A 21,209-nucleotide genomic window follows, 5' to 3' on the forward strand; every position below is an offset into this window, starting at 1 on the left:
ATGGCATCCTGATGACTCCAACAATGCATGCTCTGTTTGATGCCGATCTTATGGGCATAGATCCGGCCACCCTGACCGTTCATTTTAAGCCAGGCATTGAGCTGGGCGAGCTGTTTGAAGGCCGTAAAATCACACCGCTGGTGTACGATCTGGACTTAGAGCGGCTGGCCGTACGCTGGGCAGGATACCAGGGCCTGGCTCATGAACAATGATGGGTTACAGCCGGGATGTGTGAAAACCCGTCAGTGAAACCTGCATGCGCCATACCTTTAAATTTAAACTCAAGAGCCAGGCTCAAGATAAAACCGAAATGAAAAGGTAAAATCCGGTGCACCAGATCTCTTAGGTTTAATACCTGAGCCGGTATACTGGCAGGCGCAGGCATGTGGGTATTATCCAGTCCATACATCTCCACACAGTGTTAACCGCAACATTTAAAGTTCAATAAGGACGGTTTCAATTTTATGTATAAAACAGCATTAGTGATGATTATCGGGATCCTCGGATGCAGTAAAGCATTTGCAGCCACTGAATTACAGCTCCAGCAAAAACGCGTTATGCAGTTCTGTGCCAACGCCAGTCTTCCATTGTTAGTTGCGGGTACAACGTACGCGAATACGTCTGACAACGGGCGACCAGAAAAAGAAAGATTGGCAATCCTGAAAAATTCAGTTGCAAGCTCGACAGCTTATAAAATGGCATCTCCCGGAGTTCAGATTGCCATGATGAGCGTGGTGGAAGATATTGCCGATCCGAAAGAATTAGCTCTACATCAAAAAGAAGTTAGACGTCTTGGGGCTAGTTATCTTTCCGACAGCGGTGTTTCATGGGCTTCAAAAACTGTTTCACCATTTACAGCCTGGTGTAACTTTAACCGTTTAGAAAGTTAAGGCTGGCAAGGCGGTTCCTGTTCAGGAAAGTTACTTTCCGTGCGGGGACCGTAAGATACAGATAAAGCTTAAGGCCTTTGAATTTCTGGAAAGCATTTGAAAATTTCATTGCGCTTGTCTGATATGAAACAGCCCCTGCATTTCTGCAAAGGCTGAAAGAGTGTGTACGGACTTTGGAAGGAGTGATGATATACGCCTGAGCCATCCCATCACCGCAGACAGGGTAATTAACCCTGACTAAAGCTTTCACCTATTCCGTCGCTCGCAAGCGGCTTTCGCACACTAACGAAGGTATGGCCTTTCGTCGGTGTTAAATTTTTCAAACTTTGCTTACTTTGTCAAGGAAGGTGACCGCAGTAGTAGGCACAACTACTTTAATCTGTATGAATAATAAGGTAGAACCGGCCAGTGAATGAATGCTTTCCCTGAAATCAGGCGGACAACCTTCAGGAATATTGATAGCAAGACTGAATCTCTCGCTGCGGCGATAAACATTTCGCCATAACCCTGAACGAGAGTGGTTCATCCATCATATACAGGAGCGTTACATGCGCAAATTTAAGTACATAATCTGTCACCAGTGCGAAGGCCACGGGACCATGGAAAACCCGGCCTTTGAAAATGGATTCACCCAATCAGAAATGGCTGAGTGGGAGCCAGAAATGCGTGAAAAGTATTTTGCCGGAGCATTTGATGTTCGCTGTGACGTTTGTGCCGGTGACGGTAAGCTCAGCGTACCAAACGTAGCGGCTATGTCTTTTTCAGAACGACGGGTTCTGGCAGCACGGCGGCGTGATGAGCGTCTTCAGGCTGCTGATGAACGGCTGTCCCGCCAGGAACGAGCAATGGGGTACTGAGGTGTTACAGCAAAGATGAAAATGACGAAGCCAAAACCGGTAAGCCGGATGAAAAGACCGTTTATTAGTGAGCTTGCAGAGCTGGGTTTATCGGGTGAAATTCTTTCAATTCGAACTGACGGCATGCAGGGGACGCTCATACCCGATCTTACCGCAGGGGTGAGTGAAGCAGGCCGTGTGAAAACCGGCAACTGGGTAATCTCTGACAAGAGAACCTTCGACCATGTCGTTCTGTGTGTTGAAAGACAAGATGAGAACCATGATGTGTACGTAGGTAAATTCATCCAGTTACATGTAGCCGCTAATAAGAGCCTTAAGATCGTCGAAATGGGCGATGTGAAACTGGTGGCCATAACCAGCTCGATTCCTACCACTTTTAATGGTGGGATAAAGAGATACAAAGGGGTTACGTATGTGTCACTTTCCCAAACAGCTCAAACCACTATCGACTTCCCGAAGCGTATCTACAAAGAGGGCCAGGAATGTACTTCTGTCACCAGTCCTGACCAAGGTCCTTTCGCCCGGGATGTTAGGTTGAATTGCTACGGGCGATGTGTTGTCACCGGCGTAAGGTCCCCCTGGCGTACTGAGGCCGCGCACTTAACGCCACGTCATGAAGAAGGCATTCCCGACGTAACGAACGGAATTTTACTTCGCCGTGATATCCATACACTGTTCGACAATGACCATTGCGCCATAAACCCTGACACTATGAAAATTTACTTCAGCCGGGAGGCCCGGGAGTTGGATGATGATCTCCTGAAATGGCATGGGAATGAGATAGAGACGACACGCATGCAGGTTCCGGTTAACATCGAAAACCTTCGGATACGATGGCAAAAATTTAAGGCTAAGGATCGTCAGCGTAAATAAAGCCATAAGCTGAACCACGGCGAGGATTAGTCTTGTTCACTAAATGACAGCGAGAGATTAAATGCAAACCCAAAAAGATATTACAGTTGGCCAGATCTGGGAAGAAGTGGATCCAAGACTGATCCGGAAAGTGCGAGTTGTTGAGGTGGCCTCGTTAGAAGGGCCCAAAGGCATCCTAATCGAAAACGTGGAGTCTGGTCGTAAGAACTGGGCGTCGTCATCCCGCTTTAATGGAAAGCGTGGAGGGTATCGTCTTATTTCCTGAAGGTTTTGCCAATATGGGAAACTGAAGAGGTTGAAACCATCCCGGTGAGGGAGCATATCTGGTAAAGAAGAGTCTTTAAAAAGGTTTTACGCGACCTGGGATAATAAACGGGAAAACGATACCCAAAAAAAGAATACAGCGATGATAACGATAAGGAATGGTAAGGGCTTCAATATTTTGAGAAATGACCTGGCTTCCTTTGCATCTGCATTTCTAATCAAACTGTCCACATAGGGATCACAGCTCTTAGGTTCTGAATTTTTCATATGTTCTGTACCTGAAATTGATTCCGTATGAGAAAAGGCCACCGAAGTGGCCTCTATCAAAACTGGTGGCAAAAGTTAGATCAGGAAATCATCAAGACTTTTACCGGCTGCAATTTGTTCTGCCAGAGCTTTGGGGGTACGGCCCTGTCCAGTCCACGTTTTTGTTTCGCCATTTTCATCAGTAAATGAGTATTTGGCCGGGCGTGGTTCACGGCTTTTCTTGGTAGCCGTAGATTTGGCCTGGAATGAGCCAAGCAGCTCTTCCGGGTTGATACCATCTTCTTCCATTAACTTACGCAGGGCGTCAAGTTTCTCCTGACGAGCTTGCAGTTCGGCAGCTTTGGATGATTCTTCCTGACGACGCTCATCAACAATGACATTAAGCTTTTCGAGGATTTCCTCAAGTACTTCTAAAGGCAGCTCGCGGCCCTGGGCGCGAAGAGTACGAATATTGTTTAACGATTTGAGTGCTTCAGACATACGACCTCACTTTCTAATTCTTTGATAAGGATTTACTTAATCATAATACACTCTATAAGGAAAAAGATGCCAGCTTTATGTCTTCAGGTACAAAGATATCTTGCTAAGAATACTCCTTATCTTCCTTGTGCAGACTGTTTCGTGCTTTCGATGTTGTTCATGAGTCTTAAAATCTGCTCACTGTTTAGGGTACTCATGCTGTAAATCATCAAGAAGGAAGCGCAGAACAACATAAGCAATCGGAAAAGGAAACCATGCCAGTGACAGGCCATATATGGCGGAGATAAACATAGGGTAATTTAACTCACTTACAAAATTCGCTTCATTGTATTGTTGAATCGAAATGGCAGAAGCAAAAATTATAATTAAAGTAAGAAAAATCCACTCTAGCCATCTCTTTTTATAACAAGCATAAGCGAAAGCTGTAGGGTAAAAAATAAAGCAAAAAATTCCAGCTGCAATTACGTTCATAAAAGTAACTTTCCTGATAGCGCAGTTATTTTTCGAATGCAGCATCATGAACAACTGCCATAACATTGATGATTGGCTTTCTTTTTCTGAAGAACCTTCCGCGCGGCAAAGTTTCTCCCGCTTTGAGACGATAAAGCCAGAAAACATAAGCCGGAGGAACATTGCTGTCAAAAATATCTGAACAAGTTTGAACTGTGATGCCTACTGTATTGTCTTTCCTCATCTCTTTAAAAGTGCCTTGCAATGCAGCGGATAACGTCATTTTTAAGAAACCTTTTTCTGTTTGAACGGATAGACTTGACTTAGCTGGCTTGACTGTAATGTTTGCCACTAAAGATCCCTCGTTCTGAGGATGCAGGCACTACAAAGTTACCGTCAGGTCTAATCATACGAGTTTGGATGAAATTTTTGCCGGATTTGGTTTTTCAACCTGGTGCTCGATCTTCCATTCTTCTTTGACGGGACCGGATGACAAATGAACTAGAACCGGTACTTTTTTACGTGTTCTATCCAGAACAATACAATTTGATTTATCCGTATCAACGCTTCCCTGAAGAGTATTCAAAGAGCAATTATCATATCCCTCAACCGGAACTGCATTACCTTGGATATCAATTTTGAATCCTCCAGCTATTACAATTTCGGGTGCATTATCATTTAAAGTCTCGTCATAGGCAGCATCAACTACATCGCAAGCAGTAAGAGTAAGTGACGATGCCACAGCAAGACACAATAAAGAAAATCTGTTTTTGAGCATATTTGAGACCTTTTATAAAAATAAAATAACAGGAGAATTGTATCATTAACAGTCTAGTTCTAACGACTACCACTTTTAAGTATGTATTGAGCCAGTTTTATATTCAGGCACACCATATTGCACTCTAGCTCTTTCATCATCCTAGAAGAACTCTTAATTAAGTATTCTTCAAGTGGGCCAGCATATGCCCCTGATGTCACGATCGTTAGTTGCGTAAGAGGATGAGTCAAACTCTCAATGCCCTTCAGGATGTCATTCTGGACAGCAGCAATATAAACAGGCGAAGCCGCAATCAAATATTCATCATTCGGACTGGACTGCATTAACTGGCTTATAGTTGCGCAACGGTTATGCTTTCCTAGTGATTTTGTGATGGCTTTCCACCAGAGATCATGCCTGAATGGTACTTGATGAAATGTCGCCTCGTAAGAGGGCACCCGATCTCGACTATTTAAAAACCCCATCCCGGCAGAGATTATCCACAACTCCAGATTTCTGGTTGAGTTTAAAATTTCCTTTGCCGTAGACCAGTGATTACCTGAATACAAGGACAATGCCGGTACCGCCTGATTACTTCTGGCGTCGTCTACAATGTTACTCCAGGCATATGCTGCGTCGTCCGGGGTTTGTTTTGGATCTATGTCCAATGTCGGCCAGACGTGGCCCTGATGATTCTTGCCCTTTGTACAGGAAGTGATTAAGTGTACTGAGCGTTCAGAGAACATTATCTTCCTTACATACCCATAGAACAGCTTTCTAAGAACGGTGGGCTCGCCTGAAAATTACAAATCAGCCCCTTTCACGGCATCATTTTGATTCTTCGCGTCTGCCCCCAGTAAGATGACCGGTTTTCTGCATGACAGTGTTATTCCTAACAAACGCAACACAAAACCACGCCAGCCAGAGCAAATTTTTTCATTTGCTGCGTAAAGCCTATTGTTTTCTCTTTTAAGCTTCGCCCACTCGTTACAGAGGGTAACATCATCAAGCGCTGTTATATGCTTCGCCTCACCTTCGACGATAACGGTATGGATACCGTATGCTGTAAATCTCATACTATTTTCCAGAACCCAGTTGCGGTATTCGTTGAGTCCACCTTCGGAACCGGTAGCTCTGCGCCACATTTCAATTTGCTTGTGTGATGGGTCAAGTGTACTTGTCATTGAAGCCTCGTCTCAGCGATAACGCTTGAAATAGCCCGCTTTGGTCAAAATGAAATTAGCCATCTGACTGGCGATTTGATTGTATCTTACTCATAGTGCCCAACCTATAGGTTAAAAAGGGGCATTTTCGCTTTATAGCGTGTTCAACATCATCAATCATCCCAAGAAAGGCTGGCTTATTAGGGGTCTGACGCTCAGTGGAACGAAAACTCACGTTAAGGGATTTTGGTCATGAGATTATCAAAAAGGATCTTCACCTAGATCCTTTTAAATTAAAAATGAAGTTTTAAATCAATCTGAAGTATATATGAGTAAACTTGGTCTGACAGTTACCAATGCTTAATCAGTGAGGCACCTATCTCAGCGATCTGTCTATTTCGTTCATCCATAGTTGCCTGACTCCCCGTCGTGTAGATAACTACGATACGGGAGGGCTTACCATCTGGCCCCAGTGCTGCAATGATACCGCGAGACCCACGCTCACCGGCTCCAGATTTATCAGCAATAAACCAGCCAGCCGGAAGGGCCGAGCGCAGAAGTGGTCCTGCAACTTTATCCGCCTCCATCCAGTCTATTAATTGTTGCCGGGAAGCTAGAGTAAGTAGTTCGCCAGTTAATAGTTTGCGCAACGTTGTTGCCATTGCTGCAGGCATCGTGGTGTCACGCTCGTCGTTTGGTATGGCTTCATTCAGCTCCGGTTCCCAACGATCAAGGCGAGTTACATGATCCCCCATGTTGTGCAAAAAAGCGGTTAGCTCCTTCGGTCCTCCGATCGTTGTCAGAAGTAAGTTGGCAGCAGTGTTATCACTCATGGTTATGGCAGCACTGCATAATTCTCTTACTGTCATGCCATCCGTAAGATGCTTTTCTGTGACTGGTGAGTACTCAACCAAGTCATTCTGAGAATAGTGTATGCGGCGACCGAGTTGCTCTTGCCCGGCGTCAACACGGGATAATACCGCACCACATAGCAGAACTTTAAAAGTGCTCATCATTGGAAAACGTTCTTCGGGGCGAAAACTCTCAAGGATCTTACCGCTGTTGAGATCCAGTTCGATGTAACCCACTCGTGCACCCAACTGATCTTCAGCATCTTTTACTTTCACCAGCGTTTCTGGGTGAGCAAAAACAGGAAGGCAAAATGCCGCAAAAAAGGGAATAAGGGCGACACGAAAATGTTGAATACTCATACTCTTCCTTTTTCAATATTATTGAAGCATTTACCAGGGTTATTGTCTCATGAGCGGATACATATTTGAATGTATTTAGAAAAATAAACAAATAGGGGTTCCGCGCACATTTCCCCGAAAAGTGCCACCTGACGTCTAAGAAACCATTATTATCATGACATTAACCTATAAAAATAGGCGTATCACGAGGCCCTTTCGTCTTCAAGAATTTTATAAACCGTGGAGCGGGCAATACTGAGCTGATGAGCAATTTCCGTTGCACCAGTGCCCTTCTGATGAAGCGTCAGCACGACGTTCCTGTCCACGGTACGCCTGCGGCCAAATTTGATTCCTTTCAGCTTTGCTTCCTGTCGGCCCTCATTCGTGCGTTCTAGGATCCTCCGGCGTTCAGCCTGTGCCACAGCCGACAGGATGGTGACCACCATTTGCCCCATATCACCGTCGGTACTGATCCCGTCATCAATGAACCGGACTGCCACGCCCTGAGCGTCAAATTCCTTTATCAGTTGGATCATATCGGCAGTGTCGCGGCCAAGACGGTCGAGCTTCTTAACCAGAATGACATCACCTTCCTCCACCTTCATCCTCAGCAAATCCAGCCCTTCCCGGTCTGTTGAACTGCCGGATGCCTTATCGGTAAATATACGGTTTGCTTTCACACCTGCGTCTTTGAGTGCTCTGACCTGAAGATCAAGAGACTGCTGACTGGTTGAGACCCGAGCGTAACCAAAAAGTCGCATAAAAATGTACCTTAAATCGAATATCGGACAACTCATGTCTATTATTACAAATTTACGATTTAATAGACATATTAATGTAACAGTTTTACGATGTCCGATAATTTATAATATTTCGGACGGTTGCGAAATTGTTAATTCATGACCATCAGGCAGGGAGGCCGGTATGCCCGTCGATTTTCTGACCACTGAGCAGGAACTGAATTATGGTCGCTATGTTGCAGAACCCAATGACGTGCAGCTGGCGCGCTATTTTCATCTTGATGAGCGGGATCTTGCCTTCATTAACCAGCGGCGGGGAAGGCATAACCGGCTGGGAATTGCGCTTCAGCTCACCACCGCCCGTTTTCTGGGCACCTTTCTGACAGACTTAACCCGGGTTCTGCCAGGTGTTCAGCAATTTGTCGCGGTGCAGCTTAATATTCGCCGTCCAGAAGTCCTTACCCGCTACGCAGAACGGGTTACCACCCTCAGAGAGCATACTGCGCTGATTAAGGAATATTACGGTTACCATGAATTTGGCGATTTCCCCTGGTCTTTCCGCCTGAAGCGCCTGCTGTACACCCGCGCATGGCTCAGTAATGAGCGACCCGGCCTTATGTTTGATTTTGCCACCGCGTGGCTGCTTCAGAATAAGGTCCTGCTGCCCGGAGCAACCACACTTGTACGTCTCGTCAGTGAAATACGCGAACGGGCAAATCAGCGGCTGTGGAAGAAACTGGCCGCGTTGCCGGACAGCTGGCAGACCGCCCGCGTGACGGAGCTTCTGGACATTCCTGAGGGGCAGCGTACTTCACCGCTGGAGCAACTGAAAAAGGGACCGGTCACCGTCAGCGGCCCGGCATTTACCGAAGCGCTGGAGCGGTATATCCGGCTGCGAAACCTGGAATTTTCCCGACTGAATTTTACCGGTCTGCCTGCTATACAACTGCGTAATTTGGCCCGTTACGCAGGCATGGCGTCGGTAAAATATATCGCGCGAATGCCACAGCAGAGAAAACTGGCCGTACTCACAGCATTCGTTAAAGCGCAGGAGACTGCGGCGCTGGATGAGGCCGTTGATGTGCTCGATATGCTGATACTGGATATCACTCGTGCGGCGAAGAAAACGGGGCAGAAAAAACGGCTCAGGACGCTTAAAGATCTTGATCGTGCTGCGCTAATATTGGCGCGGGCATGTTCATTGTTGCTGGATGAACAGGCTGACGATGCTGAACTGAGGGAGACCATATTCAACAGCATACCGAAAAGCAGGCTGGCAGAATCCGTCTGCAAGGTAAATGAGCTGGCCCGGCCTCAGAACAACAATTTCCATGACGAAATGGTGGAGCAGTACGGGCGGGTAAAGCGCTTTCTTCCGGCGGTATTGCGCGACCTGCATTTCCAGGCAGCGCCAGCCGGAGAACATACGTTGTCCGCCATTCATTATCTGACCGAACTGAACTGCTCGAAAAAGCGCATCCTGGACAATGCGCCTGAACATATTATTACCGGCCCCTGGAAACGCCTGGTATACGATGCGGAGGGCCGGATACAGCGTGCCGGTTACTCGCTTTGTCTGCTGGAGCGCCTTCAGGATGCACTACGTCGAAGGGACATCTGGCTCGAAAACAGCGATCGCTGGGGAAATCCCCGCGAGAAGCTGTTGCAGGGGGAAGAATGGCAGGCTCAGCGGGTCCCCGTTTGCCGGGCGCTGGGACATCCCACTGATGGACATAAAGGCGTGCAACAGTTGGCGGTCCAGCTAGATGAAACCTGGAAAACCGTCGCATCCCGCTTTGAAGGAAATGCGGAGGTTCATATTTGCCATGACGGTAAACATCCTTCCCTGACTATCAGCAGCCTGGAGAAACTGGAGGAGCCAACATCGTTGCATCGTCTCAACAGTCGGGTAAGGCTGCTACTCCCGCCAGTAGATTTGACGGAACTGTTGCTTGAAATAGATGCCAGAACGGGATTTACACGTGAGTTTACGCATGTCAGTGAATCCGGGGCCCGGGCACAGGATCTGCACATCAGCCTGTGCGCGGTCCTGATGGCAGAGGCCTGCAATATCGGGCTGGAACCGCTGATAAAGCACAATATACCGGCGCTGACGCGCCACCGGCTTAGCTGGGTAAAACAGAATTACCTCCGGGCAGAAACGCTGGTCAGCGCCAATGCCCGCCTGGTTGATTTTCAGTCCACACTGGAGCTTGCTGGCCGCTGGGGTGGTGGCGAAGTGGCTTCAGCTGATGGCATGCGCTTTGTCACGCCGGTGAAAACCGTCAATTCAGGACCTAACAGAAAATATTTTGGTTCCGGACGTGGCATCACCTGGTACAACTTCGTCTCTGATCAGTACTCTGGATTCCACGGCATCGTTGTCCCCGGCACATTACGAGATTCCATTTTTGTGCTGGAAGGCCTTCTGGAGCAGCAGACAGGGCTGAATCCGGTTGAGATCATGACAGACACAGCCGGTACCAGCGACATTATTTTTGGCCTCTTCTGGCTGCTGGGATACCAGTTTTCCCCCCGGCTTGCCGATGCCGGTGAAGCGGTATTCTGGCGAGTGGATAAATCGGCAAATTACGGTGCACTGGACGAACTGGCACGTGGTTGTGCCGATCTGTCGAAAGCCGAGGATCAGTGGGATGAGATGATGCGAACCGCCGGTTCGCTGAAACTGGGCACCATTCATGCTTCAGAACTCATTCGCTCTTTGCTGAAAAGCTCGCGCCCATCAGGGCTGGCACAGGCGATCATGGAAGTGGGGCGCGTCAACAAGACGCTGTACCTTCTTAATTATATTGATGATGAGGATTATCGTCGGCGGATCCTGACGCAGCTAAACCGGGGGGAAGGCCGCCATGCTGTGGCGAGGGCGATCTGCTACGGGCAGCGCGGTGAGATCAGAAAGCGCTATCGTGAAGGTCAGGAAGATCAGCTGGGGGCACTGGGCCTGGTCACTAACGCAGTGGTACTGTGGAACACACTTTATATGCAGGAAGCCCTGAGCTGGATACGCAGTAATGGAGAAGAAATCGGGGTTGAAGATATCGCCCGGTTGTCCCCACTGATGCACGGGCATATCAATATGCTGGGGCATTATACGTTTACGCTACCGGAGGATATTTTGAAGGGGGAACTGAGAGAACTAAATTTCAATTTAAACAATGAATTAACTTCTTAGCGTACGTTTTCGTTCCATTGGCTCTCAAACCCCATGATCATCAAGGCTGCGTGATTGAGTTTAAGTTTGAAGAAACCGAAGGGTTTATTGAGGAGTTTATAAACTTAAAGCCAGAAGAAGATACTACTACACTTATACCATTAGATGTAATTTATTCAAACAATAGACCATCTCTTTTTTATAATGATGGACTAACTAACTCAGATACCACAGGGACTAATGCTTGCTTGGTTAAAGCAAAGGTTTGGGAATACGAACAAGAGGTTAGAGTTATAAAAAAGAAAAAATCTGGCATTTACAGTTTCGATAGAAAACAAATGACTGGCATCTACTTTGGTATGAAAATAAACAAGCAAGATAAAAAAATCATCTCTCAGTTGGTAGATGACTCAAATAAATATACTAATACCAAAATTAAAAAGCATGATGTTCAAATTGCGTTCAATACGTTTGAGCTTTTTAAAATTCCTTTTAGCGTCTAATGATGTCTTTCACCAATCTTTAGCCACTGCAGTGCAACTACGCTTAATGCGTTTTATGTTAAATATCAATGACTTAATTGATTATTATCATGCCAAATAATAAATTTATCTAAAAGTCACTTTTGGGCCCCTTAGCCTCTTCGGCCTCAATTTTTCTACGGTAGTCTGGTTGTTATAGGCAGCAGCAGGTGCTGCCCTTAAAAACCCATAGGATTATCAATATGACAGACAATAGTAGACCCCTTCTGTGGCGTCAGCCGCTACAGGCAATTCAGGATGGGGTGCTGAATTCTGTTGGATATCCAGCGACCTTACGTCGTCGGATCGACAATGGTGCTCTGGAAATAAAAAAACCACAGCGGCTGGACACTATCTGGTTGCGTTCAATTGTCAGCTGGCACAGATGGTTCGGCCGTGATAAAAACACTATTCGCTCCCTGCGACCCGGCCATGATGGTAATTATGAATACCTGCAACGCCATATCCCGCAGCTGGCCGACCTGGTAATCTGCGAGATTACAGAAAATTATCGGTGCGATATCTCCAGTATCGGGGGGCTGAGCTCGTCGGGAGATGATGATCTGAAAATATCTCACCTGGATGATTTTGCATTACAACGATGTTCTGAAATGACAATACCGGTCAGTTCCGAACAGCTGGCGCGAAATCTCAGTCACTACACAGCACGGCTGTCGAAGATGGTGTTCAGCCAGTTTTCCTGGGCACCGGAACGGCTTTACTGGAACAATGTCGATACTGTTCATAATTTTGTAGCAGCCCGTTATCAGGCTATTCAGCTGGGTCAGCCGGTTTCTCTGACTGGCCAGCTGAATTCCTATACTGTAAATCCGCAGAAAATACAACAACTGACAGCGGAGTGGGATTTATATCTGCTGCCTGACGCAGAAATTTATGGCCTATTCAGGGATGCGCTTTTGCGGGTGAAATCCCCGTTCGGCATATCAAATCCGCCCTGCTGGGAAAACGTCGACCAGCATTATTTTCAGGCCATCTGGCTGGAGCGGAACCATCCTGTACCAGCTCGCGTATCGCGTATGCTGGTGTAAGTACACCCGTTTTAGTTCCACGCACTTTTTGAGATTTCCGGGTTTTCAGCCATCAGCCGGTACTCTTCCGGTGTCAGGTTATTCAGGGATTCATGGGGCCTCTCACAGTTATATTCAGCCAGCCAGCGCTCTGTAATTTCCCGTGCTTCATTCAGTGTTCTGAACGGATAAAAATAACTGTAAAGATAATCGGCTAAATACAGAAATATAACAATGAGGAGCAGTTAAAGCACCAGAAAAAGAGAACGGATTTATAAATAATATGAATAGAATGATTGGAATTGGAAAAATATTCTTTTCCGTGTAATGAAAATATTGCAACGGTTATTTTTGTGAAAGTACATTATAACCTGATTGTAGCAGTCCTCATCCCTTAGAGGAAGAGGATGTTAATTTTTGTATAACTTGGGCATTTATTTTATGAGTGGAGCATCAAGTTTCGACCAAACCCAGCCCTTGTTTGCGAGCTAATTGAATCTGATGCAAAGTAATTTTTTGCACTTCTTTTTGACTGGCTTCAATATGAGCACATAGTAGCAAAATAGCCTCTTCGCTTTTGCCTCGTAGAATTTCACGTAAAATTTCAGAATGTTCGGTGTATGTCGTGGTGATACGATCTGTTTTGGTGAAGTCGAGTCTTCGGATGATCCTGATACGTGCTGTTACATCTTTATGCATACGAGCCATTTCATTATTGCCTGAAGCTTCGACAAGTGTGGTATGAAACTGTTCATCCCAGCTGGCAACCTGTAACCCGTCCGTACATCGTTCCGAGGCTGGCACGAGCCATATTTGCTGAAGTGAGGATAGGCGTGCCAGATCCACTCGCCGATCCTGATCACACAACCGGCGTACTGCTGCCACCTCAAGGACCATACGTAGATCGTAGAGTTGTTCGAAGATATCAAAATCGAATGGCTGTACTCGCCAGCCAGCCCGAAATTGCACCTGAACATAACCTTCAGATTGCAAACGAAACAATGCTTGTCGCACAGGTGTTCGACTGACGTTAAAACGCTTGCTGATTTCACTTTCAGTAAAATGATCGCCAGGGATTAGTCTGAACTCGGAGATTTCGTTTTTAATCTTTTCGTAAACGTCATCCGCTCGTGTCCGATTGGATGGCGACTCTGTAGAAGCAAGGTTGTACTTATGAATCATACGCATATGTCAACATTATCAGAACGAGTAGTGTCTAACCATCACTGTATCAAATTTTTTACCTTGAGTATCCCGGACTCTTTGTTTATTGCAGTTTTGCGAAACGGTGAGTGCAATCGCAGTAAATTCTACTGCACCAATCCTGACCTTCCATTTCCCTAAATTGGTGCATTTCATATAAGGATAATAAATAAGTTCCGCGCTGGCAGAAAAGAGGTGTTTCGCAGAGTAGGATTGTTACTAAGGAAAACAAGAACTAATTAATTAAAATTCATGTTATCTCCATATTGGCATATTAATTGCTTTGCTTGTTTTGATTCTTGTGCACAAGATGGTATCCATCATTTATGTCGAATTGGGAACCTTAATATGTTTTTACGCAGACTCATGATTTTCTCTTTAACTGCTTCATTATTTTGTACGGTGATGCCTGTTCAGGCCGCAGACACTATCATCAGAGTAGGGACCCTCAAACTTATTCACGGCATAACTCCATATTTCTACGATAAATTCACCCCCAAAGGATATAAGGTCGAGGTTGTGCCATTTGAAACCCCTACAGATGGTAAAAACGCCGTAGTGACACATTCAGTTGATTTTGGTGGCTATGGTCTGGCTGCTGCCGTTCTGGGGGGCGCTGCTGGTGAGCCTGTGGTTGTTATTTCTCCGATGAGTAATGGTGGCATGGGTCTGGTGGTCAGCAATAAGTCCGGGATCAGTAGTTTCAAAGATCTCAAAAACAAACGTATAGGTATCCTTACCGGTTCAACTCAGGAAACGGTGTTTCTCGAACGCCTGAAATCTGAGGGCATGACCATTAAAGATGTGAAACCGATCCGTGTGTCATTCAGCGAAATGGCCGGTGCTCTTGAACGTGGTGATATTGATGCCTACGTAGGAGCCGAACCCGGTCCCTCCATTAGCGTATCACGTGGTATAGGCAAAGTACTGGAATACCCCTACAGCACTTCTGTGGGCTCCGTGAATATGGTCATGACCACACATGCTGACACCCTTAAAAACAACCCTGAATTCGTCAAAGTATTTTTGGAAATACATCGCAAGGCATCTGAATATGCAATGGCTAATCGTAAAGAGTTGCTGGAGATGGCTAATACAAAACTGGGCCTACCAGAGGATGTGGCCAGCCTTGCAGCAGACAATGTCAAATTTGTCTGGAGAGCCGATGATGAATGGCTACAGCATTGTAAAAACTACGGCTCCCTGATGCTTGAACGTAAGCAGATACGCCGCCTGCCCGAAAATGATAGTTTCTTAGTCACAAACCTGGGGCCACATTGATGATATTGCCACATCAAAAATTCCATTCATTGCAGGAGTTGTTATGGCCACACCAATACTGAAAATTCCCGGTTCATCTGGCGATGACACAGCCTATGAGACCAGTTCAGCAGCAACTCCTCCTCATTATCAGGCAGCTTTGACACACAAAGCTGAGGAGATGACGAAATTAGAGCAGGATCAGGATCTGATGCCTTCACCGCCCAGTCGGGTTAAAGAATGGCTTGTGCGCTGGGTGGCACCGGTGCTCCTGCCGTTGATTCTACTGTTTTTATGGGATTTTGCCGTGCGACTAAGTGGCACCATGCTCGTTCCATCCCCCGCAAATGTGGCTCTAATGCTCAAGGATTTTGCTGTAGGTGGTGTATACGACGATGCATTCAGTGGCACTCTTTATATTCACTGGATTAAATCTATGTCGCGTGTATATGGCGCTTTTGCTTTGGCGGTGTTGTTGGCCATTCCAACTGGTCTTCTTATCGGAAAGAATGCGCTGGTTCGCCGGCTTGTTGATCCTACTTTGCAATTGTTGCGTCCGGTTCCGGTGACGGCCTGGTTACCGTTGTCCATGATCTTTTTTGGTGTGGGGCCGAATGCAGCCATTTTTCTTGTTTGCCTGGGGGCATTTTTCCCCATTGCTATTAACACAGCTTTCGGAGTGAAGTCCGTAGAGCCACGCCTGTTCGAAGCGGCAGCAATGTTGGGATGTAAAGGACCATCTATGTTCCGTCAGGTTGTATTGCCTGCAGCAATGCCATCAATTTTCAATGGATTACGCATGGGGCATGCTATCGCCTGGTTCTTGATTGTTGTTGGAGAAATGACCGGAGTACCTGAAGGACTGGGTGCGGCCATTATGGATGGCCGGATGCTTTCACGCACCGATGTGGTTATCGCGGGTATGGTAGTCATCGGTCTCACAGGTTTTATCACCGATCGCCTTTTGGTAACACTCAATAATCGTTTACTCAAATGGAGTCCACAACACAATGCCTGACACTATCACAGCCTTTGCCACCCCTTCTCAAAAAGGGATGCCCATCCTCGATATCGCAGGTGTAAGCAAAGTCTTCAGCCTGAATGGTCGTCCTATTCATGCTCTGAAAGACGTGAATCTGCAGATTTGGAAGGGAGAGTTCATCTGTTTGATTGGCGCCTCGGGTTGCGGCAAGTCCACACTGTTACGCATTATGGGGGGATTCGAATCCGTATCCTCAGGTATGGCGCGTATGTATCGCACCCCGATTACCGAACCTGCATCAGAGCGGGGTATGGTTTTCCAGGATTATGGATTATTCCCCTGGTTGACAGTGCGGCAAAACATTGCTTTCGGCCCTAAGCAGCGTGGACTATCCAAAGCCATGCTACGTGAGATTACCGATCGTTATTTGAATATGGTCGGTCTCACAAAATTTGCAGATCACTTTCCAGGCCAACTCTCCGGCGGCATGAAACAACGAGTTTCCATTGCACGGGCATTAGCCAATGATTGCGAGGTCTTGCTTATGGACGAACCCTTTGGTGCCCTTGATGCGTTAACCCGGGACGCCCTGCAGCAGGAACTACTTGAAATTTGGGAACGGACCCGACTTACCGTGGTATTTGTTACTCATGCTGTAGAGGAGGCTGTCTTGCTGGCTGATCGCGTGGTGGTAATGACGGCCGGTCCTGGACGGGTAGAAACAGATTTTTGTGTGCCACTCGACAGACCTCGTTGCATTACTGCGCCGGAGTTTAACGACGTGCGTCAGCAGTTAACCGAGATGTTAACAAGCCATGTGGTACACACCAAAGCAGTGTGAAAAGAAACGAGCTAAATACCAACAATCACCTTTTCTAGACTATAACGTTGGATATAACTGCAATATGAATTTGACAATTACACATTCTTTAATGACATCTACCGTACTCGAACAGCAGGCTCCACTTAATCTGGCATCATTCAAACATGCATATGCATATTGTTCTGATCCAAAAGATGTTCTGCGCGAAATTTACCACCGCATTGATATCGCTGGAACACATCCTGTATGGATTAGTCTGCTTCCACTAAATGTGGCCCTCGACATGCTAGAACAAGCTATGGCCCGAAAAGCCAGAGGTGAGGAGCTTCCGTTGTTTGGCATCCCATTCGGAGTGAAGGATAACATTGACGTTTTTGGGCTGCCTACAACGGCGGGTTGCCCTGAGTTCTCCTATATGCCTCAGAGCCATGCCTTTGTCGTAGAACAGTTGATTGCTGCTGGTGCTATTCCTATAGGAAAGACTAATCTGGATCAGTTTGCTACTGGGCTTAATGGGACTCGGTCGCCTTATGGGATCCCAACTTGTGTGTTTGATGAGCGCTACATATCGGGTGGCTCCAGTAGCGGGTCCGCGGTAGCAGTGGGCAGTGGTTTTGTACCATTTTCACTTGGCACTGACACGGCAGGATCTGGCCGGGTACCGGCTGCCTTCAATAATTTGGTAGGTATCAAACCGACAAAAGGTACCATATCAACCAGAGGACTCGTCCCTGCTGCGAGAAGTCTGGATTGCATATCCATATTTGCGCACAGTGTAGATGATGCGCTGACTGTTGCACGTATCGCTTCCGCCTACGATGCGGCTGACTCATTCTCACGGCAGGTTCAGTCATCCACCTGGACCGAAAGGAAGTGGCCAGCACGCTTTACCTTTGGAGTGCCGTCCGCATCACAACTCAAGTTTTTTGATGACATGCAAGCTGAGGGGCTCTTCGAGGAGGCTATTCGTAAGCTGGAAAAGATGGGGGGGCAATGTGTACGTTTCGACTATACTCCATTCCAGGAAACGGCTGAACTGCTCTATAGCGGCCCTTGGGTGGCCGAGCGGCTTGCGGCCATCCAAAGTTTTACTGACGAACACCCTGGTGCGATCCACCCGGTAGTGCGGGACATAATCCTGTCGGCCCAGGACATGAGCGCGGCTGACGCATTCCGGGGCAGCTACCGTCTCAGCGAGCTGAACCGGCGCACACAGGCTCTTTGGCAGCAGATCGATGTGATGTTGCTACCCACAGCTCCGACGATTTATACCGTTGAAGATATGTTAACCGATCCCGTGTGCTTGAACAGCAATCTGGGCTTCTACACGAATTTCGTGAATTTAATGGATCTCTCAGCAATAGCCGTTCCGGCTGGCTTTCGTCCAGATGGGCTACCGTTCGGTATTACTTTCATCGGCCAGGCATTCGAAGATGGTACGATCGCGAGCCTGGGTAAAGCATTTATGGCCAGGGACCGGGAGGAATCTCCGTGGGAGGCATTACAGGAAAGCGCTATCCGTATCGCTGTTGTGGGAGCTCATTTGTCTGGTCAGCCACTGAATCACCAGCTGACCGGCCGCGGTGGAACCCTGCATGCGACAACGAAAACATCCGCCGGTTATGCGCTGTATGCCATTAATGATTCCAATCCTCCAAAACCCGGTTTGCTCCGCGACAGGAATGCTGCAGGGTATATCGAAGTCGAGATCTGGGAACTGTCAGCAACTGCATTTGGCTATTTTGTTGCCGAGATACCTCCCCCCCTGGGAATAGGCACTCTGACACTGGAAGACGGCAGCCAGGCCAAAGGTTTTGTATGCGAACCTTACGCTATTGAACATGCAACCGACATTACTCACTACGGAGGCTGGAGAGCATATCTTGCCGATCAATAGCATACATGTTTACATTAAAAATCAATTGTTTGAAAAATGATGATGAGTAATCATCGCTATATAAACAACAATATCAAGACTGCTGATATCAAAGAACATGGGCAACTGGAGAAGGTTGAAACTGATGTTGCAGTCATTGGCGCAGGGACTGTCGGGCTTGCATCCTAAAGAGCAGCACGTGAGGCCAGAAAGCGCGTCGTAATTATTGAGGGCGGAGTTGGGGGCACTACCTGTGCACGTGTTGGATACATGCCTTCCAAGCTATTGATTGCCGCCCCAGAAGCGGCATACGAAGTTTGTTATACCACACCATTCGGTATTCATATCGAGGGTGAAATTCGTATTAATGGACGGGAGGTCATGGCGCGGGTTTGGTCTGAACGTGATCGTTTTGTCGGCCGAGTACTAGGCCGAGCTGCAAGTATTCCTGCACAAGACAGATATACCGGATATGCGTGTTTTATCGATGATACAGTGCTGGCTATTGGTGATTATGCTACCGTCCAAGCCCATTCCGTCGTCATCGCAACGGGGTCAGGCCCTTACATTCCACCGGCATTACTTGTTTTCGGAGATCGTCTGGTTGTAAATGACGACGTATTCAACTGGGAAGACTTGCCGCATCGTATTGCCGTATTTGGTCCTGGAGTGATTGGGCTTGAAGTAGGACAGGCATTTGCTCGTTTAGGAGTACAGGTTCGTGTATTTGATGTACAGGAAGCTGTCGGTCTGTTAACTGATCCGATGGTTGTCGAACAAGTTAAGTTTGACCTTGGCGAGGAGTTCTACCTTCATCCAGATGCAACCATTCATGAGATGAAGCTTGATGACAACGAGGCCGTAATTGTTTTCACCGAACTCGATGGTTCTGTCGTGACAGGACGATTCAACTATGTACTCGCATGTACAGGGAGAAAATCCAATGTGGACTCACTGAATCTCGAAAACACCACCTTACAGCTTAATAAGCTGGGTATTCTAGTTTTCGATGCTAAGACCTTACAATGTGGTACCGCGCCTGTGTTTATCGCAGGAGATGCCAACAATATTCTCCTGTTGCTTCATGAGGCTGCTGATGAAGGGAAAATGGCTGGCCGGAACGCAGCACACTACCCAGATATCGAAGTTTTACCAAGGCGGGCACCAATTAGCATCGTATCCGCTGACCCTCAGATCGCCATGGTAGGGCAGCGTTATGTGGATCAGGAACCAAGAAATATTGTCACGGAAGCAATGGATTTCACAGATCAAGGACGCAGCTGAGTTATGCTAAAAAACCGTGGAAGGATGCATATTTATGCTGATATTAAAACTGGTCTATTTCTTGGAGCTGAGTGGTCCGGACCAAGAGCAGAAAATATCGCTCATTTGCTGGCATGGACCTATCAGCAAGAACTCACTATTTCCAGAATGTTAGAAATACCTTTCAACCACCCAGTGGTCGAAGAAGAATTAGCGAATGCAATGCAGAATGCGGCACCTAAACTAAAAGTTTGTTTATAGTTTTAGTCGTGTTATAAATTTAATTTGATTAATGATTAGCCATCTTAATGTAAGTAGTTTAATCGAGGAATAAAATCATGATGAAAGTCGAAACAGCAATAAATTTAGCAAAATACAGCAACTGGGCAGACCAAGTTTTATTTACTGCTATGAAATCACTTCCCGAAGGTGCTATTTATCAGAAAAGCAATACTCTCTTCAAGTCTATGGTTGGCACGTTAAACCATAACTATGTTGTTGACCTTATTTGGAGAGCACATTTGCTTGGGGAAAAACATAATTTTTCAACACGACGAGATGTTCTACATCCAGTATTTAATGATTTAATTGATGCGCAATCTCGGGTTAATCAATGGTATATCGATTGGGCAGGTGAACAGACCATTGAAACTTTTAGCGAATGTCTGAAATTTAACTTCGTCTCCGGTCAATCTGGTGAGATGACCCGAGGTGACATGTTCCTGCATATCATTAATCATAAAACTTATCATCGCGGATGGGTTAGTCAGATGTTTTTTGAATATGAAATAAATCCTCCTGAGACAGACTTATGTGTGTTTTTATGTGATCAATGATAGATGCCTGATGATTTCAAATGGTATAAATCACTTTTTCGATCCGAACATCGATATAACACTTTAACCCTGAGTAACGCTATTGTCGCGATAAAGGAAAATATGTATGCTAGAACAACAGCAACCGCATACATTCATATCAGTGAGAATCAATTTATTTAAATTAACCTGGTATATGGGTAAGAATAAGGTTACCGTTTGAAGGTCGTTGAAAGGGCACTGTTGCAAATAGTCGGTGGTGATAAACTTATCATCCCCTTTTGCTGATGGAGCTGCACATGAACCCATTCAAAGGCCGGCATTTTCAGCGTGAC

Annotated in this window: 21 protein-coding genes and 2 pseudogenes; 13 read left to right on the forward strand and 10 right to left on the reverse strand. The window is 46.6% G+C overall.

All coding sequences use genetic code 11. From position 1 onward, the window contains the following. Window positions 1-11 precede the first annotated feature (11 nt). The 4 genes from ACNQ0W_RS13105 to ACNQ0W_RS13120 all read left to right on the forward strand — a co-directional run bounded on the left by ACNQ0W_RS13105 (window position 12) and on the right by ACNQ0W_RS13120 (window position 2,620). Window positions 12-212, forward strand: coding sequence for a hypothetical protein (locus tag ACNQ0W_RS13105; protein ID WP_065945227.1), 201 nt, complete (start codon window positions 12-14; stop codon window positions 210-212). Window positions 213-464: 252 nt separating this feature from the next. Next, entirely contained in the window at window positions 465-890 is a 426-nt protein-coding gene (locus ACNQ0W_RS13110; RefSeq protein ID WP_000278471.1) for a hypothetical protein, read from the forward strand. A 548-nt stretch (window positions 891-1,438) separates the two neighbouring features. Beyond that, window positions 1,439-1,747, forward strand: a complete 309-nt coding sequence (locus ACNQ0W_RS13115) for a hypothetical protein (RefSeq protein ID WP_001224686.1) — start codon at window positions 1,439-1,441, stop codon at window positions 1,745-1,747. 15 nt (window positions 1,748-1,762) lie between these two features. After that, a complete protein-coding gene (locus tag ACNQ0W_RS13120; protein ID WP_000784387.1) occupies window positions 1,763-2,620 on the forward strand; it encodes an HNH endonuclease signature motif containing protein in 858 nt (285 codons plus the stop codon). 606 nt (window positions 2,621-3,226) lie between these two features. Here ACNQ0W_RS13120 and ACNQ0W_RS13125 read toward each other — a convergent pair. The 8 genes from ACNQ0W_RS13125 to ACNQ0W_RS13160 all read right to left on the reverse strand — a co-directional run bounded on the left by ACNQ0W_RS13125 (window position 3,227) and on the right by ACNQ0W_RS13160 (window position 7,952). Further along, entirely contained in the window at window positions 3,227-3,631 is a 405-nt protein-coding gene (locus ACNQ0W_RS13125) for an H-NS family nucleoid-associated regulatory protein (RefSeq protein WP_001287391.1), read from the reverse strand. Window positions 3,632-3,808: 177 nt separating this feature from the next. Beyond that, complete coding sequence (locus tag ACNQ0W_RS13130; protein ID WP_001100635.1) at window positions 3,809-4,102, reverse strand: hypothetical protein; 294 nt, start codon at window positions 4,100-4,102, stop codon at window positions 3,809-3,811. Window positions 4,103-4,127: 25 nt separating this feature from the next. Then, window positions 4,128-4,433: a hypothetical protein gene (locus ACNQ0W_RS13135; protein WP_223152485.1), complete on the reverse strand. Its 306-nt coding sequence runs from the start codon at window positions 4,431-4,433 to the stop codon at window positions 4,128-4,130. A gap of 54 nt (window positions 4,434-4,487) precedes the next feature. After that, the gene (locus tag ACNQ0W_RS13140) at window positions 4,488-4,859 is read right to left on the reverse strand and encodes a hypothetical protein (protein ID WP_000916940.1); all 372 of its coding nucleotides are present in this window, start codon (window positions 4,857-4,859) and stop codon (window positions 4,488-4,490) included. Window positions 4,860-4,918: 59 nt separating this feature from the next. Beyond that, on the reverse strand, window positions 4,919-5,584 hold the full coding sequence (locus ACNQ0W_RS13145) for a hypothetical protein (RefSeq protein WP_000490638.1): 666 nt from the start codon (window positions 5,582-5,584) through the stop codon (window positions 4,919-4,921). 57 nt (window positions 5,585-5,641) lie between these two features. Continuing rightward, complete coding sequence (locus ACNQ0W_RS13150) at window positions 5,642-6,022, reverse strand: hypothetical protein (RefSeq protein ID WP_001371925.1); 381 nt, start codon at window positions 6,020-6,022, stop codon at window positions 5,642-5,644. A 329-nt stretch (window positions 6,023-6,351) separates the two neighbouring features. Then, window positions 6,352-7,212 (reverse strand): broad-spectrum class A beta-lactamase TEM-1, encoded by an 861-nt coding sequence (locus tag ACNQ0W_RS13155; RefSeq protein WP_000027057.1) that lies wholly within the window; start codon window positions 7,210-7,212, stop codon window positions 6,352-6,354. 182 nt (window positions 7,213-7,394) lie between these two features. Beyond that, window positions 7,395-7,952, reverse strand: a complete 558-nt coding sequence (locus ACNQ0W_RS13160) for a recombinase family protein (RefSeq protein ID WP_001235713.1) — start codon at window positions 7,950-7,952, stop codon at window positions 7,395-7,397. 163 nt (window positions 7,953-8,115) lie between these two features. Here ACNQ0W_RS13160 and ACNQ0W_RS13165 point away from each other — a divergent pair, with 163 nt between their 5' ends. The 3 genes from ACNQ0W_RS13165 to ACNQ0W_RS13175 all read left to right on the forward strand — a co-directional run bounded on the left by ACNQ0W_RS13165 (window position 8,116) and on the right by ACNQ0W_RS13175 (window position 12,673). Next, window positions 8,116-11,124, forward strand: coding sequence for a Tn3 family transposase (locus tag ACNQ0W_RS13165; protein WP_012817690.1), 3,009 nt, complete (start codon window positions 8,116-8,118; stop codon window positions 11,122-11,124). A gap of 17 nt (window positions 11,125-11,141) precedes the next feature. Next, a complete protein-coding gene (locus ACNQ0W_RS13170) occupies window positions 11,142-11,606 on the forward strand; it encodes a DUF2971 domain-containing protein (RefSeq protein ID WP_256633085.1) in 465 nt (154 codons plus the stop codon). Between the two features lie 221 nt (window positions 11,607-11,827). After that, the gene (locus ACNQ0W_RS13175) at window positions 11,828-12,673 is read left to right on the forward strand and encodes a DUF6685 family protein (RefSeq protein ID WP_044257539.1); all 846 of its coding nucleotides are present in this window, start codon (window positions 11,828-11,830) and stop codon (window positions 12,671-12,673) included. 11 nt (window positions 12,674-12,684) lie between these two features. On the opposite strand, the pseudogene ACNQ0W_RS13180 reads toward ACNQ0W_RS13175, so the two are convergent. Together ACNQ0W_RS13180 and ACNQ0W_RS13185 are read right to left on the reverse strand one after the other, a co-directional pair. Continuing rightward, window positions 12,685-12,846 (reverse strand): annotated as a pseudogene (locus tag ACNQ0W_RS13180) (integrase core domain-containing protein); the annotation flags it as partial. 259 nt (window positions 12,847-13,105) lie between these two features. Then, the gene (locus ACNQ0W_RS13185) at window positions 13,106-13,840 is read right to left on the reverse strand and encodes a GntR family transcriptional regulator (protein WP_044257537.1); all 735 of its coding nucleotides are present in this window, start codon (window positions 13,838-13,840) and stop codon (window positions 13,106-13,108) included. A gap of 363 nt (window positions 13,841-14,203) precedes the next feature. Between ACNQ0W_RS13185 and ACNQ0W_RS13190 the strand changes: the two genes are divergently transcribed. The 6 genes and pseudogenes from ACNQ0W_RS13190 to ACNQ0W_RS13215 all read left to right on the forward strand — a co-directional run bounded on the left by ACNQ0W_RS13190 (window position 14,204) and on the right by ACNQ0W_RS13215 (window position 20,895). Continuing rightward, the gene (locus tag ACNQ0W_RS13190; protein WP_044257535.1) at window positions 14,204-15,136 is read left to right on the forward strand and encodes an ABC transporter substrate-binding protein; all 933 of its coding nucleotides are present in this window, start codon (window positions 14,204-14,206) and stop codon (window positions 15,134-15,136) included. 43 nt (window positions 15,137-15,179) lie between these two features. Continuing rightward, the gene (locus ACNQ0W_RS13195) at window positions 15,180-16,133 is read left to right on the forward strand and encodes an ABC transporter permease (RefSeq protein ID WP_197069158.1); all 954 of its coding nucleotides are present in this window, start codon (window positions 15,180-15,182) and stop codon (window positions 16,131-16,133) included. Further along, entirely contained in the window at window positions 16,126-16,938 is an 813-nt protein-coding gene (locus ACNQ0W_RS13200) for an ABC transporter ATP-binding protein (RefSeq protein WP_032489966.1), read from the forward strand. The genes ACNQ0W_RS13195 and ACNQ0W_RS13200 overlap by 8 nt, the downstream gene beginning before the upstream one ends. Beyond that, complete coding sequence (gene atzF / locus ACNQ0W_RS13205) at window positions 16,913-18,817, forward strand: allophanate hydrolase (protein ID WP_197069157.1); 1,905 nt, start codon at window positions 16,913-16,915, stop codon at window positions 18,815-18,817. The genes ACNQ0W_RS13200 and atzF overlap by 26 nt, the downstream gene beginning before the upstream one ends. A 105-nt stretch (window positions 18,818-18,922) precedes the next feature. Next, window positions 18,923-20,320 (forward strand): annotated as a pseudogene (locus ACNQ0W_RS13210) (dihydrolipoyl dehydrogenase). Window positions 20,321-20,397: 77 nt separating this feature from the next. Next, window positions 20,398-20,895, forward strand: a complete 498-nt coding sequence (locus ACNQ0W_RS13215; protein ID WP_044257530.1) for a DinB family protein — start codon at window positions 20,398-20,400, stop codon at window positions 20,893-20,895. Window positions 20,896-21,209 lie beyond the last annotated feature (314 nt).

Origin of the sequence: Enterobacter cloacae complex sp. 6730903, from assembly GCF_048283985.1 — a bacterium.
GTDB classification, from domain to species: domain Bacteria; phylum Pseudomonadota; class Gammaproteobacteria; order Enterobacterales; family Enterobacteriaceae; genus Enterobacter; species Enterobacter hormaechei_C.

Coding starts and splice junctions, on each gene's coding strand:
- atzF (WP_197069157.1), top strand. CDS start 16,913: ATGTGGTACACACCAAAGCAGTGTGAAAAGAAACGAGCTAAATACCAA.
- ACNQ0W_RS13165 (WP_012817690.1), top strand. CDS start 8,116: ATGCCCGTCGATTTTCTGACCACTGAGCAGGAACTGAATTATGGTCGC.
- ACNQ0W_RS13140 (WP_000916940.1), bottom strand. CDS start 4,859: ATGCTCAAAAACAGATTTTCTTTATTGTGTCTTGCTGTGGCATCGTCA.
- ACNQ0W_RS13215 (WP_044257530.1), top strand. CDS start 20,398: ATGATGAAAGTCGAAACAGCAATAAATTTAGCAAAATACAGCAACTGG.
- ACNQ0W_RS13110 (WP_000278471.1), top strand. CDS start 465: ATGTATAAAACAGCATTAGTGATGATTATCGGGATCCTCGGATGCAGT.
- ACNQ0W_RS13190 (WP_044257535.1), top strand. CDS start 14,204: ATGTTTTTACGCAGACTCATGATTTTCTCTTTAACTGCTTCATTATTT.
- ACNQ0W_RS13125 (WP_001287391.1), bottom strand. CDS start 3,631: ATGTCTGAAGCACTCAAATCGTTAAACAATATTCGTACTCTTCGCGCC.
- ACNQ0W_RS13195 (WP_197069158.1), top strand. CDS start 15,180: ATGGCCACACCAATACTGAAAATTCCCGGTTCATCTGGCGATGACACA.
- ACNQ0W_RS13200 (WP_032489966.1), top strand. CDS start 16,126: ATGCCTGACACTATCACAGCCTTTGCCACCCCTTCTCAAAAAGGGATG.
- ACNQ0W_RS13185 (WP_044257537.1), bottom strand. CDS start 13,840: ATGCGTATGATTCATAAGTACAACCTTGCTTCTACAGAGTCGCCATCC.
- ACNQ0W_RS13120 (WP_000784387.1), top strand. CDS start 1,763: ATGAAAATGACGAAGCCAAAACCGGTAAGCCGGATGAAAAGACCGTTT.
- ACNQ0W_RS13175 (WP_044257539.1), top strand. CDS start 11,828: ATGACAGACAATAGTAGACCCCTTCTGTGGCGTCAGCCGCTACAGGCA.
- ACNQ0W_RS13160 (WP_001235713.1), bottom strand. CDS start 7,952: ATGCGACTTTTTGGTTACGCTCGGGTCTCAACCAGTCAGCAGTCTCTT.
- ACNQ0W_RS13105 (WP_065945227.1), top strand. CDS start 12: ATGACTCCAACAATGCATGCTCTGTTTGATGCCGATCTTATGGGCATA.
- ACNQ0W_RS13155 (WP_000027057.1), bottom strand. CDS start 7,212: ATGAGTATTCAACATTTTCGTGTCGCCCTTATTCCCTTTTTTGCGGCA.
- ACNQ0W_RS13150 (WP_001371925.1), bottom strand. CDS start 6,022: ATGACAAGTACACTTGACCCATCACACAAGCAAATTGAAATGTGGCGC.
- ACNQ0W_RS13130 (WP_001100635.1), bottom strand. CDS start 4,102: ATGAACGTAATTGCAGCTGGAATTTTTTGCTTTATTTTTTACCCTACA.
- ACNQ0W_RS13145 (WP_000490638.1), bottom strand. CDS start 5,584: ATGTTCTCTGAACGCTCAGTACACTTAATCACTTCCTGTACAAAGGGC.
- ACNQ0W_RS13115 (WP_001224686.1), top strand. CDS start 1,439: ATGCGCAAATTTAAGTACATAATCTGTCACCAGTGCGAAGGCCACGGG.